The organism is Tessaracoccus sp. MC1679 (assembly GCF_014164775.1).
In the GTDB taxonomy this organism is placed as follows: Bacteria; Actinomycetota; Actinomycetes; order Propionibacteriales; family Propionibacteriaceae; genus Arachnia.
Map to the genome: position 1 here is coordinate 30,053 of NZ_JACJGB010000004.1, position 14,036 is coordinate 44,088.

Genomic DNA, 14,036 nt, shown 5'->3' on the forward strand with positions numbered 1-14,036 from the left:
GAGCTCAGGTCCGCGGGGGCTCAGTCTCTCCGACAGGAGTGGCGTGGGCGGCCTTCGGGGAGATCGGCCAGTCATCCGGATAGCGCCAGGCCAACTCGGCCACCTTGCGGTCCAGCTGCCTGCGGGAGCGCGCGGAGAGGCGATCGCCGAAGACCGTTCCGTTGAGGTGATCGGTCTCGTGCTGGAGACAGCGGGCGAGCAGACCCGTGCCCTCCACGACGATCTCGTTGCCCCACGGGTCCTGACCGACGCAACGGGCCTTGTCCGGCCGCGCCAGCATGGCGTAGCCGCCTGGGAACGAGAGGCAGCCCTCGTCCGCTGCGTCCAGCTGGCGGTCGCTTCCCTCGGGCATGGTGACCACCGGGTTGCACACGACGCCGGTCTGGAGCCGGTCGTCGCCGTCTGGGCATTCGTAGATGAACACGGCGAGCCCCACTCCCACCTGGGTGGCGGCCAGGCCCACGCCCTCCGAGGCGCGCATGGTGGCGAACATGTCACGGATGAGCGTGTGCAGCTCCTCGCCGAACTCGGTCACCGGCTCGGTTCTGGCGTGCATGACGGGGGTTCCCCACCTGGTCATCGGGCGGACGGAGCCGCCCTGGGTGAGATCGTCCTGCGCCATGTGTCCTCCAGCAGTGCTCGTCCACGCTCTTTCGGGTGCCCAGTATGCCGCACGGGTGTCGTGCTGCGCCCCCGCGTGCGCGGTGCGCGACACTGACAGGTATGGAGCTTCCCCCGGGGTGGTCCGCCCTGCTGGACGAGTACTCGGCGCACCTTCGCGCCGAGCGTGGCCTGTCGCCCCACACGGTGCGCGCCTACCGCACCGATCTGGCCGATCTGGCCCGCTTCGTCGACGTCGAGGTGGGCCGCGTCACCCTCGGGCGGCTCCGTGGGTGGCTCGCCCGGATGACCGACGATGGGGCCGCGACCGCCACAGTGCAGCGCCGGGTGGCGTGCGCGCGGGGTTTCTTCGCCTGGGCGCAGCGCGAGGTGCCCGTGGCGATGAATCCCGCCGCGCGGCTCCGAGCGCCGAAGCGGAGGCAGCTGCTGCCCACCGTGCTGCCTGTGGGTGCCGTGGAGGCGGGCATCCTCGGGGCGGAGGCGCGCGTAGGCGGGGAGGATTCTCCGCTCGCGAGAAGGGATCTCGCGCTGGTGGAGGTCCTCTACTCCAGCGGCCTGCGCGTCTCGGAGGCGTGCGGCCTGTTGCTGCGCGACGTCGACCGGGAGCGTCAATCCCTGAGCGTGCTGGGCAAGGGCGGCAAGCAGCGCACAGTGCCGGTGGGGCTGCCCGCCCTCCGCGCGATCGACTCCTGGCTCGACCTGCGTCCGCAGCTGGCACGGGTGGGCAGCCCGGAGACCGTGTTCCTGGGCGCAAGGGGCGGGGCGCTGGATCCGCGGGTGGCCCGCAGGGTGGTCCATGACCTCACCTCGGCCGCCGGCCCAGGGATGGACGTGGGACCCCACGGGCTCCGCCACGCGATGGCCACCCACCTCATCGAGGGCGGAGCTGACCTGCGCAGCGTGCAGGAGATGCTGGGCCACGCGTCGGTGGCCACCACCCAGATCTACACACATGTCACCTCCGAGCGCCTCCGCGACGCCTTCCGTCAGGCGCATCCGCGCGCCTGACTCATGGCGGGCCGGTGAGCCGGTCACCCACCGGAGCCGGAGCGCAATGTAAGCGGATCGGTCAGGCTGCCGTTCAGCCACGCCATCCAGTGCAGGTGACACCCGGTGGAGAGTCCGGTGTTGCCGACGCGCCCGATGCGCGCCCCGGCGGCCACCTGCTGGCCCTCACGCACCTCCAGCCCCGGCAGGTGGGTGTACGACATGGTCAGCCCTCCTCCGTGATCGATCCTGACCCGGTAGCCGTAGGCCACGTGGAAGGACGCGTCCACCACCACGCCGCCGCTGGGGGCGTTGACAGGGGTGCCGCAGGAGGCGGCCAGGTCCACGCCGTCGTGCAGCTTGACCACGCCCGTGACGGGATGGCGGCGCATCCCGAACGGAGACGACACGGGCCCGTCCACGGGCAGGGTCCCGACGGTGCTGGCACGGGCCGCGGGGAGCTCCGGCATCGGCCTGGGCTCCGAACCGGCGGGCAGCAGCCTGACCACCGCAGTCTCGAGGTAGAGCAGAGGGTCGAGGTAGCGTTCGCCGTCGGTCAGTCCCCAGTGCAGGCACGATTCCCCGTCGCAATGCCCGGAGGCGAGCGTGCCGATGCGGTCCCCGGCGGCGACCACCTCGCCCTCGCCCACCCCTGGGGAGACCGGTTGGTACGTGGTCCGCCAGCCGTTCCCATGGTCGATGGAGACCGTGCCGCGGCCGGCCACGAAGCCCGAGAAGTGCACGCGCCCAGCCGCCGCGGCCCTCACAGCCGTCCCAGCCGTGCCTGCCAGGTCCACCCCGCGATGACCGGCAGCGTAGGGCGATGCGGGCGCGTCGAAGCCGCGGACGAGGCGTCCCTGAACCGGAGGCTCCAGGAGCAGGCCGGCAGCAGCGGCCGCGGGGGAGACGCAGGTGAGCAGCACGGCGAACAGGGCGAAGGAGACCAGAAGTGGGCGCATGCCTTCTTGTTCGTCAGCGGTCGCCCCGATCTCCCGCTGGCGCTGCCAGCTGTGGACAGGTGCGTTTGTCGCGGTTGGACGCACCCGTCTAAGATGACCCTGCAACCTCTGGGTTGACATCGCATGCGCCGCGCGGGGGACCGCCGGTGGCCGCGTGGTCCCGATCTCCGGAGCGGGTGCGGCGCCGGGCGCATCAGGCATTGGCCCCGCTGGGGTCATCGTAACCACCGTGGGCCTCGGCCCACCGAAGTCAGGCGGGGCGGAGCCCTGCCGCGAAAGGACCGGCCATGGCCGTCGTCTCCACCCGCCAGCTGCTCGAGTCGGGCGTTCACTTCGGGCACCAGACCCGTCGTTGGAACCCCAAGATGAAGCGGTTCATCTTCACCGAGCGCAACGGCATCTACATCATCGACCTCCAGCTCTCGCTAAGCTACATCGACAAGGCGTACCACTTCGTCAAGTCCACCGTGGCACGCGGCGGCCAGGTGCTCTTCGTCGGCACCAAGAAGCAGGCCCAGGAGGCCATCGCCGAGCAGGCCACCCGCGTCGGCATGCCGTACGTGAACCAGCGCTGGCTGGGCGGCATGCTCACCAACTTCCACACGGTCACCAAGCGCATCCAGCGCCTGAAGGAGCTGGAGGGCATGGACTTCGCCGACGTCCCCGGCTCCGGGCTCACGAAGAAGGAGCTCCTGCAGCTCGAGCGCGAGAAGATCAAGCTGGACAAGACCCTCGGCGGCATCCGCGACATGGCCAAGACCCCGCAGGCGGTCTGGATCGTGGACACCAAGAAGGAGCACCTCGCCGTCGACGAGGCCCGCAAGCTGCACATCCCTGTGGTGGGCATCCTGGACACCAACTGCGATCCCGATGAGGTGGACTTCGCGGTGCCGGGCAACGACGACGCCATCCGTTCCGTCGCGCTGCTGACCCGCATCATCGCCGACGCCGTCGCCGAGGGCCTCATCGAGCGCTCCGCCGGCCGCAGTGGCGAGCAGGTCGCCGCAGAGCCGATGCCTGACTGGGAGCTGGAGCTCCTCGGCGCCGAGGCCACCCCGGCGGAGGCCCCCGTCGTCGAGGCCGAGGCCCCCGTCGTCGAGGCCGAGGCCCCCGTCGCCGAGGCCGAGGTCGCCGCCCCCGCAGTCGAGGAGGCCCCGGCCGTTGAGGCTGAGGCTGCCCCCGTCGTCGAGTCCGAGGCCCCTGCTGTCGACGCCGAGGCTCCCTCCTCTGACGACACCACCGCCGCCAACTGATCCACACCAACAAGACGGGAAACACCACTCATGGCAATTGCTGCCGCTGACGTGAAGAAGCTCCGCGACGCCACCGGCGCGGGGATGATGGACGCGAAGAGGGCCCTCACCGAGGCCGAGGGCGACTTCGAGAAGGCCATCGAGTTGCTGCGCATCTCCGGCCTGGCGAAGGCCGCCAAGCGGGCAGACCGCGAGGCCACCAACGGCATCGTCGCAGGCCGCGACGGGGCACTCATCCAGTTCGCCTCCGAGACCGATTTCGTCGCCAAGAACGCCGAGTTCGTCTCCCTCGCCGACGACATCCTCTCCGCTGTCCTCACCTCCGGTGCCACGGACGTCGCCTCCACCAACGATGCGTCCCTCGCATCGGGCGCCAAGGTCCTGGACGCGGTCCAGGAGTTGGGTGCCAAGATCGGAGAGAACCTCTCCGTGGTCAATGCGGCCAACTTCGACGGCGCCACCCACCTGTACCTGCACCGCCGTGCCGCGGATCTGCCTCCGCAGGTCGGCGTCCTGGTCGAGTACCAGGGCGACGAGGCGCTGGCGCACCAGGTCGCGATGCAGATCGCCGCCATGTCGCCCCAGTGGGTCACTCGCGACGAGGTGCCGGCGGATGTCGTCGAGAACGAGCGGCGGATCGCTGAGGCCACCGCGAAGGAGGAGGGCAAGCCCGAGGGTGCCCTCCCGCGGATCGTCGAGGGTCGCGTCGGTGGCTTCTTCAAGGACGTCGTCCTGGTCGACCAGGCTGCCGTGTGGGAGGACAAGAAGTCCGTCGGTGACGCGCTCAAGGCCGGCAACACCGAGATCGTGCGTTTCGTGCGGTTCGCGGTCGGCGCCTGACCCAGGACAAGCAGCCCGCTGCACAGTGAAGTAGAGTGACGTGCGCCGCGACCCGCTCGGGTCGCGGCGCACGCGCATGAGGCGACCCAGCCAGAACGAGGAGGCCCAGTGGCTTATCGACGAGTCCTTCTGAAGCTGTCGGGGGAGGTGTTCGGTGGAGGAAAGCTCGGCGTGGATCCCATCGTGGTGGCCAACATCGCTGAGCAGATCGCTGAGGTGGTGCGTTCCGGCACCCAGGTGGCGGTGGTCGTCGGCGGCGGCAACTACTTCCGCGGCGCCGAGCTGTCGCAGAACGGGATGGCGCGGGACCGGGCGGACTACATGGGCATGCTCGGCACTGTGATGAACAGCATCGCGTTGCAGGACTTCTGCGAGAAGGCAGGCATCGAGACCCGCGTGCAGTCGGCGATCAACATGGCCCAGGTGGCGGAGCCCTACATTCCGAGGCGCGCCGAACGACACCTGGAGAAGGGGCGGCTGGTCATCTTCGGCGCCGGCTCCGGCATGCCCTACTTCTCGACCGACACGGTGGCCGCCCAGCGGGCCCTCGAGATCGGGGCGGAGGTGCTGCTGATGGGCAAGCAGGGCGTCGACGGCGTCTACAACAAAGATCCCAAGACCCACCCAGAGGCCACGAAGTTCGACCGCCTCTCCTACGACCAGTTCCTCATGGAGGACCTGAAGGTCGCGGACGCCACAGCCATTTCGCTGGCGCGCGACAACAACCTCAGTATCGTCTTCTTCAACCTCTCCACACCGGGCAACATCGGGCGAGTCGTCGCCGGGGAGCCGATCGGCACCCTGGTCTCGCGCTAGCCACCCCAGTCACCTCAGGAGCACTGTCATGATCGTCGAAACCCAGAACGACGCGTCCACCAGGATGCAGCACGCCGTGGACCACACCCGCGAGGACATGTCCACGATCCGCACGGGGCGGGCCCATCCCGCCATGTTCAACAAGATCACCGCGGACTACTACGGAGCGCCCACGCCCCTGCAGCAGCTGGCCAGCTTCACCTCACCTGACCCGCGCTCCATGGTCATCACCCCCTTCGACAGGAGCGCCATCGGCGCCATCGAGCGAGCCATCCGCGACGCGGACCTCGGCGTCAATCCCAGCAACGACGGCAACTCCGTGCGTATCCTCGTCCCCCAGCTGACTGAGGAGCGTCGCCGCGAGTACATCAAGATGGCCAAGGCCAAGGCCGAGGACGGCCGCATCGCGGTGCGCAACGTCCGTCGGCACGCTATGGACCATCTGAAGAAGGCCCAGAAGGACGGCGAGATCAGCGAGGACGACCTGGCGCGCGCCGAGAAGGCGCTCGACGCCACCACGAAGAAGTTCGTCGAGAGCATCGACGAGTTGTTCAAGCACAAGGAAGCTGAGCTGCTCGAGGTCTGATGACCACCAGCGACAACCAGACGCACACCCCGAAGGCGGGCCGGGACCTCCCGGTGGCCATCGGGGTGGGCGTCGCGTTGTTCGTGTCCTTCGCCGTGGGGCTCATCTGGTTCCCCTGGCTGTTCATCGGGCTGGTCGCCGTCGGGCTGAGTGCCGCGGCCGTCGAGGTTCATCGGGCGCTCCTCAGGAAGGGGATGCGCGCCGAGATCCTGCCCATCGTGGCGGGCACGGCCCTCAGCGTGGTCGGCGGCTACCTCGCGGCCGTCACTGACATGCGGGTCACCCCGACCTCGTTCGTCATCATCTGCCTGGGCGCCACCACCATCGTCGCTCTGGCATGGCGGCTGTTCCGCGGGGCCGAGGGCTTCATCCGCGACGTCGCGGCCAGCGCCCTTGTGATCGCGTACATCCCGTTGCTGGGCATGTTCGTGCCGCTCCTGATGGCGGCGCCGGATGGTCAACTGCGGATCCTGACCGTCATCGCATGTGTCGTCGCCTCAGATACCGGCGCCTACGGCGTCGGCTCCCTCATCGGACGGCACAAGCTCGCCCCGCACATCAGCCCGGGCAAGACCTGGGAAGGCCTGGCCGGCGGTGTCGCGGTGACCACCGCAGTGGCCGTCCTGGCCTCGGTGTTCCTCCTCGGAGCGCCGTGGTGGGTCGGTGTCCCGCTCGGAGTACTGGTGAGTCTGGCAGCCACCGTCGGTGATCTGGTCGAGTCCCTGCTGAAGCGCGACGCCGGGATCAAGGACATGTCCAACTTCCTCCCTGGCCACGGGGGTGTCATGGATCGTCTGGACTCGATGCTCGTGGCCGTCCCCGTCGGCTGGCTCGTTCTCCACCTCGCCCTCGGCGGCTGAGGCTCTCCATCGAAAAGGTGACCAATGTCCGGAACACAGCTGCCCATCGTCTTCGATGCGCCCGCCAGGGGTAAGGCCCCCAAGCATTGGCTGGATCTGAGCGTCGACGAGCGGATCGATGCCACCCAGAGGCTCGGCCTGCCCAGGTTCCGTGCCAACCAGATCTCGCGGCACCTCTTCGACAGGCTCGACGACAGCGTGGCCGGCTTCTCCGACATTCCGGCCGCCATCCGTGACGATCTGGGGGAGCAGCTGTTCCCGCGCCTGCTCGAGCAGGTGACCCAGCGCACCGCGGACCGCGGCACCACCATCAAGACCCTGTGGCGCCTGCACGACGGCTCCCTTCTCGAGTCCGTGCTCATGCGCTACCCAGGCCGCTCAACACTGTGCATCTCGTCGCAGGCCGGCTGCGGGATGGCCTGCCCGTTCTGCGCCACTGGGCAGGGAGGCCTGCAGCGCAACCTGAGCCAGGCCGAGATCACGGTGCAGGCCCTCGCGGCCAACCAGATGCTCGCATCCGGCGTGGTGCCCGGGGCGTCAGGACGTCTCAACAACATCGTGTTCATGGGCATGGGGGAGCCGCTGGCCAACTACAAGGCGGTGTTGGGCTCCATCCGTACCCTCCTCGCACCCAGCCCGGACGGATTCGGGATGAGCGCCCGCGGCATCACGGTCTCCACCGTCGGCCTGGTACCCAAGATCCAACAGCTGACGGCCGAAGGGCTGCCCCTCACCCTTGCCGTGTCGCTGCATGCCCCGGACGACGAGTTGCGCGACGAGATCGTGCCCATCAACACCAGATGGAAGGTGGGCGAGGTAGTCGACGCCGCGTGGGAGTACGCGCGCACCACGAAGCGTCGGGTGTCGATCGAGTACGCGCTGATGCGCGACATCAATGATTCCGTCGCACGGGCCGACCTGTTGGCCACGCTACTGAAGAAGCGCGGCGACTGGGGCTGGGTACACGTCAACCTCATCCCGCTGAATCCCACGCCGGGCTCGAAGTGGACGGCCTCCCGCAAGGAGGACGAACGCGCCTTCATGCAGACCCTGGAGCGGCGAGGCGTCCCGGTCACCCTCCGCGACACCCGCGGCTCCGAGATCGACGGCGCCTGCGGCCAGCTGGCCGCCTCGGTCAGCCAGTAGCTCGATGACCAGATGGGGGACCCGCCCCCACACGCACCTCCTGGGTGGCTACTATCGTCCCGCTGAACTCAATCCGAAGGAGTAACGATGGAGCAACAACTGGAGGGCGTCTTCCAGAGTGTCGTAGCCCGCAACCCCGGGGAGGCCGAGTTCCACCAGGCCGTCCGCGAGGTCTTCGAGAGCCTCGAGCCCGTCATCAAGCGGCACCCTGAGTACCTCGACTCCAAGGTCCTTCAGCGCATCTGTGAGCCTGAGCGCCAGATCATCTTCCGCGTGCCGTGGATGGACGACAAGGGCGAGGTGCACGTCAACCGCGGCTTCCGCGTGGAGTTCAACTCCGCCCTCGGCCCCTTCAAGGGCGGCCTGCGCTTCCATCCGAGCGTCTACCTCGGCGTGATCAAGTTCCTGGGCTTCGAGCAGATCTTCAAGAACTCGCTCACCGGGCTGCCCATCGGCGGCGGTAAGGGCGGCTCCGACTTCGACCCGCGCGGCCGGTCCGACTCCGAGGTCATGCGCTTCTGCCAGTCCTTCATGACCGAGCTGTACCGCCACCTCGGCGAATACACCGACGTCCCAGCAGGAGACATCGGCGTCGGCGGTCGCGAGATCGGCTACATGTTCGGCCAGTACAAGCGCATCACCAACCGCTACGAGTCAGGCGTCCTGACCGGCAAGGGCATCGCCTGGGGCGGATCGCTGGTGCGGACCGAAGCCACGGGCTACGGCACAGTGGTCTTCGCCGACGAGATGCTCAAGACACGGGGCGAGTCGTTCGACGGCAAGCTGGTCAGCGTCTCCGGCTCCGGCAACGTGGCCATCTACGCCATCGAGAAGGTTCACCAGATCGGCGGAAAGGTCATCACGTTCTCCGATTCGACGGGCTATGTCATCGACGAGGCGGGCGTCGATCTCGACCTGCTCAAGCAGATCAAGGAGATTGAGCGCGGACGCGTCAGCGACTACGCCGAGCGCCGCAGCTCGGCCACCTACGTGGCAGACGGCTCCATCTGGGATGTTCCGGTGGAGGTCGCTCTGCCGTCGGCCACCCAGAACGAGCTCAACGGTAAGCACGCGGTGACCTTGATCCGCAACGGTGTCAAGGCCGTCGCCGAGGGCGCGAACATGCCCACCACTCCTGATGGCATCCGCGCCTTCCAGGAAGCGAAGATCCTCTATGGGCCGGGCAAGGCGGCCAACGCCGGTGGCGTGGCCACCTCGGCGCTGGAGATGCAGCAGAACGCCTCGCGTGACTCCTGGAGCTTCGAGTACACCGAGGAGCGTCTGACGGCGATCATGCGCAACATCCACGATCTGTGTGCCGAGACGGCCGAATCCTACGGTTCGCCCGGGGACTACGTCCTGGGCGCCAACATCACGGGTTTCGAGCGCGTCGCATCAGCGATGCAGGCCTTCGGTCTGGTCTGAAGTCCATATCCAGATGGAGGGGTGGCAGATCGCCCGAGCCGGTGCGCCGCAGCCAGGACATGATTGATCAGTGGTTCCCCAGTCACGGCTCGCCCCACAGGGTGCGGTAGCGCCGGATCCGTTCAGGGTCCGGCGCTTCGCCGTACCCGGCCCAGAACGCGTCTTCGTGGCCGGGGCCGAAGTTCCACTCCAGCGACCATGACGCGATGGCGAGATCAGCCCAGCGGTCCGCCACGCCCAGGTCGCCGACGTCGACGATGCCTACGAACCTTCCGTCGTCGGCGACCAGCGTGTTCGGGGCGCACGGGTCGCCGTGAGCCACCACCAGCACATCGACGTCGTCCTGCACACCGATCCAGTCGGCCGGACCGAAGGGGCAGTCGCTCGGATCAAGGCTGTGCAGCATCGCCAGCCCCTCCCCGATGGCGGCCGCCGCACGGTCGGGGTGTGCCTGCCCACGCGCGTCCACCGCGGAGTGACCGGGCAGCCCCATGGTGACGATCAACCAGCCGGCGTCGAGTTCTTCGTATTCCACCATCCGGGGGGATGGGAACCGGCTGGCCAACCACGAGAGCCGCTCGGCCTCCGGGAGGAGGTCTTGAGGGCTCCACTTGGCGAACAAGGGGGTGGTGTCAGGACCGACGACGCGGGCGGTGAGCCCGCCGAGCTCGTTGAGCCAGACCAACTCGTCGACGCGGCGCCGGTTCTGCGCGGCCCATCGGGTGATGGCGAACGGGACCGGGGTTCCGGCGGGGGGAGGGGTGGCAAGGGGCATGGGACGATCTTGGCACGACATCGCCGCCGGATCTCAGCCGACGGCGGGCGCATAGACTTACCTGGTGCGCACCATCGCCCTGCTGGGCTCCACCGGATCCATCGGCACCCAGACCCTGGGGGTGATCTCCAGCAGGAGGGACCAGTTCCGGGTGCTGGCGCTCTCGGCCTCGGGAGGCAATCTGGAGCTGCTCGCACGCCAGATCATCGAGTTCGAGCCGGAGACCGTGGGGCTGGCCAGGGCCAGCGCCGCCCAGGAGCTCCAACGTGCGCTGTATGCCGAGGCGGACCGTCGCGGATGGAGCACCGGCCAGTACCAGCTGCCGAAGCTGCTGCTCGGCCCAGAGTCCTCCACGCAGCTCGCCGGGGCGGGCGTCGACGTCGTGGTCAACGCCATCACCGGGGCGGCCGGTCTCGGCCCCACGCTCGCGGCGCTGGCCGCGGGAAGCACGCTGGCGCTGGCCAACAAGGAGTCGCTGGTGATCGGCGGCAGGTTGGTCGTGCAGGCCGCTGCCCCAGGCCAGATCGTCGCTGTGGATTCCGAGCACTCGGCGTTCGCCCAGGCGCTGAGAGCCGGACGGGCAGACGAGGTGCGCCGGCTGATCCTCACCGCCTCCGGCGGCCCGTTCCGAGGCTGGAACCAGGAGCAGATCGCTGAGGTCACTCCGGAGCAGGCGATGGCGCACCCCACCTGGAACATGGGACGGGTGATCACCATCAACTCCGCCACCCTGGTCAACAAGGGCCTCGAGCTGATCGAGGCCGCGCTGCTGTACGGCGTCGGCTTCGACGACATCGTCGTCACCGTGCACCCGCAGTCCATCGTGCACTCGATGGTGGAGTTCCACGACGGTTCCACGATCGCCCAGGCGTCGCCGCCGGACATGCGCCTGCCCATCGGTATCGCGCTGACCTGGCCGGAGCGGCTCGCTGACGCCGCCGCCCCGTGCGACTGGACCAGCGCGGCCACCTGGACGTTCGAGCCCCTGGACCATGAGACCTTTCCCGCCGTCGAGCTCGCTCGCAGGGCCGGCAAGGCGGCCGGTACCGCACCCGCCGTGTACAACGCCGCCAACGAGGCGTGCGTCGACGCCTTCTGCGCAGGGACCATCGGTTTCCCGGACATCACCAGGATCGTGGCCGCGTGCGTCGAGGAGCACCTGCAGACCGGACACGTGGGCGACGACGCGCTCACGGTGCCGGCGGTCCTCGCCGCGGACCGGTGGGGGCGCACCAGGGCGTCCGAGCTGGCGGTCGCGCGATGACCGCCGTGCTCACGGTCCTGTTCGCCATCCTCTTCTTCGCCCTCATCATGGCCTCGATCGCTCTCCACGAGGTGGGGCACCTGGTGCCCGCCAAGCTGTTCGGGGTCCGGGTCAGCAAGTACTTCGTCGGGTTCGGCAAGACGCTGTGGTCCACCACCCGGGGCGAGACGGAGTACGGCATCAAGGCCATCCCGCTCGGCGGCTACGTGCGGTTGATGGGCATGTACCCGCCCCGGCGTCCCTCAGCCAAGCCGGGTGGGTGGCTGACCCGGATGGCTGATGAGGCCCGCGCCGTCGAGTACGAGGACATCACCGCGGCTGACAAGGGCAGGCTGCTCTACGAGAAGAAGACCTGGCAGAAGATCGTGGTGATGCTGGGCGGGCCACTGATGAACATCCTGATCGCCTTCGCCATCTTCCTCGGGATCAACCTGGCCTACGGGGTCCCGACGGCAACCCTGACGGTGGCCTCGGTCTCCGAATGCGCCGTCCCGGTGGACCGCGCGGACCGCACCTGCCGCCCCGGTGACCCGGAGACCCCCGCTGTCCTGGCCGGGGTGCAGCCGGGCGACATCCTGCTCGCGTTCAACGGCGCCGAGCTCACCGGCTGGGAGCAGATGGGCGACCTGATCCGGGACAACCGCGACGGCGCGGCGCGCGTCGTCGTCGAGCGCGATGGCCAACGGATCGAGCTGCCAGAGGTCCGCACCGTCCTGAATTTCGTGCCTGACCGGTTGGACCCCTCCCGCACCGTCGAGGCCGGGTTCCTGGGGGTGAGCCCAACCATCGAGCAGCGGCGTGGAGGTGTGGCGGCGACGGCCGCCCAGATGTGGACCATGACGAAACAGTCGGTCGTCGCACTCGCCAGCTTCCCCGTGCGGGTCTACAACGTTGCGGCTGACCTGGTGACCGGGCAGCCGCGTGACCTCAACTCGCCTCTGTCGATCGTGGGCGCCTCCCGCGTGGCAGGGGAGATCGGTGCCAGCGACGAGCTCGAGGTGGCGGACAAGGCGGCCACCTGGCTGTCGCTGCTGGGATCTGTGAACCTGTTCGTCGCGCTGCTCAATCTCGTGCCGCTGCTGCCACTCGATGGCGGCCACGTGGCCGCGGCTATCTGGGAGTGGCTCCGCAGGCACACAGCCCGCCTGATGGGCCGGCCGGACCCCGGCCACACGGACACGGCCAAGGGCCTACCCGTCACCTACCTCGTCGGCGGTTTCCTCCTGCTCGGCGGCGTGGTGCTGATCCTTGCAGACATCATCTCGCCGATCCAGATCCTCTAGGAGGGGTGCGGTGATCCGGACCGCATCGCCGTGCGACCAGCGGTGTGCGCGATGCGGGTAGGCTGTGCGCCATGCCCGTGAACCTCGGTATGCCCCCCGCGCCGGCCCCCGTTCTCACCCCCCGCCGCAAGACCCGGCAGATCAAGGTGGGCAAGGTCATGGTTGGCGGCGACGCGCCGATCAGCGTCCAGTCGATGACCACCACAAAAACCACGGACATCAACGCCACGCTCCAGCAGATCGCGGAGCTGACGGCCACGGGATGCGACATCGTCCGCGTCGCGGTGCCCAGCCAGGACGACGCCGAGGCGCTGCCCATCATCGCGATGAAGTCGCAGATCCCCGTCATCGCCGACATCCACTTCCAGCCGCGCTACGTGTTCGCGGCCATCGACGCGGGGTGCGCCGCGGTGCGCGTGAACCCGGGCAACATCAAGCAGTTCGACGACAAGGTCGCGGAGATCGCGAAGGCGGCGGCTGACTCCGGGGTGTCACTGCGGATCGGCGTCAACGCGGGCTCGCTCGACAGGCGCCTGCTCGCCAAGCATGGCGCACCCACCGCGGAGGCGCTGGTCGAGTCGGCGCTGTGGGAGGCCTCGCTGTTCGAGGACGTCGGCTTCCACGACTTCAAGATCTCGGTCAAGCACAACGACCCGGTGGTGATGGTGCGCGCCTACGAGATGCTGTCGGAGAAGTGCGACTACCCGTTGCACCTCGGCGTCACGGAGGCCGGGCCGGCTTTCCAGGGCACCATCAAGTCGTCGGTCGCGTTCGGGGCGTTGCTCAGCCGCGGCATCGGCGACACCATCCGCGTCTCGCTGTCCGCCCCTCCGGCGGAAGAGGTCAAGGTGGGCCTCAAGATCCTCGAGTCGCTCAACCTCAAGCCCCGCAAGCTCGATATCGTGTCGTGCCCGTCCTGCGGCCGGGCCCAGGTGGATGTGTACACGCTCGCCGAGCAGGTGACCAAGGGGCTCGAGGGCATGCAGGCGCCGCTGCGCGTGGCGGTCATGGGCTGTGTCGTCAACGGCCCGGGCGAGGCCCGCGAGGCGGACCTGGGTGTGGCCTCGGGTAACGGCAAGGGCCAGATCTTCGTCAAGGGCGAGGTGATCAAGACGGTACCTGAGGACGAGATCGTCGAGACCCTGATCATCGAGGCGCAGCGCCTGGCCGCAGAGATGGGCGAGGTGGGCGCGCCGAGCGTCTCCGTCTCCTAAGCTGTCG

At 68.6% G+C, this 14,036-nt stretch carries 14 protein-coding genes; 11 read left to right on the plus strand and 3 right to left on the minus strand.

Going from position 1 to position 14,036, the window contains the following annotated elements; genetic code table 11:
- Positions 1-4 precede the first annotated feature (4 nt).
- On the minus strand, positions 5-622 hold the full coding sequence (gene def / locus H5398_RS07440) for a peptide deformylase (RefSeq protein ID WP_182799586.1): 618 nt from the start codon (positions 620-622) through the stop codon (positions 5-7).
- A 101-nt stretch (positions 623-723) separates the two neighbouring features.
- On the opposite strand from def, the gene H5398_RS07445 reads away from it, so the two are divergent.
- The gene (locus H5398_RS07445; protein WP_220489240.1) at positions 724-1,629 is read left to right on the plus strand and encodes a tyrosine recombinase XerC; all 906 of its coding nucleotides are present in this window, start codon (positions 724-726) and stop codon (positions 1,627-1,629) included.
- Positions 1,630-1,652: 23 nt separating this feature from the next.
- On the opposite strand, the gene H5398_RS07450 is transcribed toward H5398_RS07445, so the two are convergent.
- On the minus strand, positions 1,653-2,567 hold the full coding sequence (locus H5398_RS07450; RefSeq protein ID WP_182799588.1) for a M23 family metallopeptidase: 915 nt from the start codon (positions 2,565-2,567) through the stop codon (positions 1,653-1,655).
- 287 nt (positions 2,568-2,854) lie between these two features.
- Between H5398_RS07450 and rpsB the strand changes: the two genes are divergently transcribed.
- The 7 genes from rpsB (at position 2,855) to gdhA (ending at position 9,493) form a co-directional block, all read left to right on the plus strand.
- Positions 2,855-3,820, plus strand: coding sequence for a 30S ribosomal protein S2 (gene rpsB, locus H5398_RS07455; protein WP_182799589.1), 966 nt, complete (start codon positions 2,855-2,857; stop codon positions 3,818-3,820).
- A gap of 30 nt (positions 3,821-3,850) precedes the next feature.
- On the plus strand, positions 3,851-4,660 hold the full coding sequence (gene tsf / locus H5398_RS07460) for a translation elongation factor Ts (protein WP_182783021.1): 810 nt from the start codon (positions 3,851-3,853) through the stop codon (positions 4,658-4,660).
- Positions 4,661-4,768: 108 nt separating this feature from the next.
- Positions 4,769-5,476 (plus strand): UMP kinase, encoded by a 708-nt coding sequence (gene pyrH, locus H5398_RS07465; RefSeq protein WP_182799590.1) that lies wholly within the window; start codon positions 4,769-4,771, stop codon positions 5,474-5,476.
- 28 nt (positions 5,477-5,504) lie between these two features.
- A complete protein-coding gene (gene frr, locus H5398_RS07470; RefSeq protein WP_182799591.1) occupies positions 5,505-6,062 on the plus strand; it encodes a ribosome recycling factor in 558 nt (185 codons plus the stop codon).
- Positions 6,062-6,922, plus strand: a complete 861-nt coding sequence (locus tag H5398_RS07475; protein WP_182799592.1) for a phosphatidate cytidylyltransferase — start codon at positions 6,062-6,064, stop codon at positions 6,920-6,922. The genes frr and H5398_RS07475 overlap by 1 nt, the downstream gene beginning before the upstream one ends.
- A 24-nt stretch (positions 6,923-6,946) precedes the next feature.
- Positions 6,947-8,068: a 23S rRNA (adenine(2503)-C(2))-methyltransferase RlmN gene (gene rlmN, locus H5398_RS07480; protein ID WP_182799593.1), complete on the plus strand. Its 1,122-nt coding sequence runs from the start codon at positions 6,947-6,949 to the stop codon at positions 8,066-8,068.
- A gap of 87 nt (positions 8,069-8,155) precedes the next feature.
- Entirely contained in the window at positions 8,156-9,493 is a 1,338-nt protein-coding gene (gdhA, locus tag H5398_RS07485; protein ID WP_182799594.1) for an NADP-specific glutamate dehydrogenase, read from the plus strand.
- An 82-nt stretch (positions 9,494-9,575) separates the two neighbouring features.
- On the opposite strand, the gene H5398_RS07490 is transcribed toward gdhA, so the two are convergent.
- Positions 9,576-10,268 carry a phosphotransferase gene (locus tag H5398_RS07490; protein WP_182799595.1) on the minus strand — a complete coding sequence of 231 codons (693 nt, stop codon included), beginning with the start codon at positions 10,266-10,268 and terminating at the stop codon, positions 9,576-9,578.
- A gap of 64 nt (positions 10,269-10,332) precedes the next feature.
- Between H5398_RS07490 and dxr the strand changes: the two genes are divergently transcribed.
- The 3 genes from dxr (at position 10,333) to ispG (ending at position 14,029) form a co-directional block, all read left to right on the plus strand.
- Positions 10,333-11,532: a 1-deoxy-D-xylulose-5-phosphate reductoisomerase gene (gene dxr / locus H5398_RS07495; protein WP_182799596.1), complete on the plus strand. Its 1,200-nt coding sequence runs from the start codon at positions 10,333-10,335 to the stop codon at positions 11,530-11,532.
- Positions 11,529-12,815, plus strand: a complete 1,287-nt coding sequence (locus tag H5398_RS07500) for an RIP metalloprotease (RefSeq protein WP_182783013.1) — start codon at positions 11,529-11,531, stop codon at positions 12,813-12,815. The genes dxr and H5398_RS07500 overlap by 4 nt, the downstream gene beginning before the upstream one ends.
- A 71-nt stretch (positions 12,816-12,886) precedes the next feature.
- Positions 12,887-14,029 carry a flavodoxin-dependent (E)-4-hydroxy-3-methylbut-2-enyl-diphosphate synthase gene (ispG, locus tag H5398_RS07505; protein WP_182783012.1) on the plus strand — a complete coding sequence of 381 codons (1,143 nt, stop codon included), beginning with the start codon at positions 12,887-12,889 and terminating at the stop codon, positions 14,027-14,029.
- The last annotated feature ends 7 nt before the right edge of the window (positions 14,030-14,036 follow it).

What these genes read in the sequence shown, in the direction of transcription:
- rlmN (WP_182799593.1), top strand. Translation starts at nt 6,947, where the DNA reads ATGTCCGGAACACAGCTGCCCATCGTCTTCGATGCGCCCGCCAGGGGT.
- rpsB (WP_182799589.1), top strand. Translation starts at nt 2,855, where the DNA reads ATGGCCGTCGTCTCCACCCGCCAGCTGCTCGAGTCGGGCGTTCACTTC.
- ispG (WP_182783012.1), top strand. Translation starts at nt 12,887, where the DNA reads ATGCCCGTGAACCTCGGTATGCCCCCCGCGCCGGCCCCCGTTCTCACC.
- def (WP_182799586.1), bottom strand. Translation starts at nt 622, where the DNA reads ATGGCGCAGGACGATCTCACCCAGGGCGGCTCCGTCCGCCCGATGACC.
- H5398_RS07500 (WP_182783013.1), top strand. Translation starts at nt 11,529, where the DNA reads ATGACCGCCGTGCTCACGGTCCTGTTCGCCATCCTCTTCTTCGCCCTC.
- tsf (WP_182783021.1), top strand. Translation starts at nt 3,851, where the DNA reads ATGGCAATTGCTGCCGCTGACGTGAAGAAGCTCCGCGACGCCACCGGC.
- gdhA (WP_182799594.1), top strand. Translation starts at nt 8,156, where the DNA reads ATGGAGCAACAACTGGAGGGCGTCTTCCAGAGTGTCGTAGCCCGCAAC.
- frr (WP_182799591.1), top strand. Translation starts at nt 5,505, where the DNA reads ATGATCGTCGAAACCCAGAACGACGCGTCCACCAGGATGCAGCACGCC.
- H5398_RS07475 (WP_182799592.1), top strand. Translation starts at nt 6,062, where the DNA reads ATGACCACCAGCGACAACCAGACGCACACCCCGAAGGCGGGCCGGGAC.
- H5398_RS07490 (WP_182799595.1), bottom strand. Translation starts at nt 10,268, where the DNA reads ATGCCCCTTGCCACCCCTCCCCCCGCCGGAACCCCGGTCCCGTTCGCC.
- H5398_RS07445 (WP_220489240.1), top strand. Translation starts at nt 724, where the DNA reads ATGGAGCTTCCCCCGGGGTGGTCCGCCCTGCTGGACGAGTACTCGGCG.
- H5398_RS07450 (WP_182799588.1), bottom strand. Translation starts at nt 2,567, where the DNA reads ATGCGCCCACTTCTGGTCTCCTTCGCCCTGTTCGCCGTGCTGCTCACC.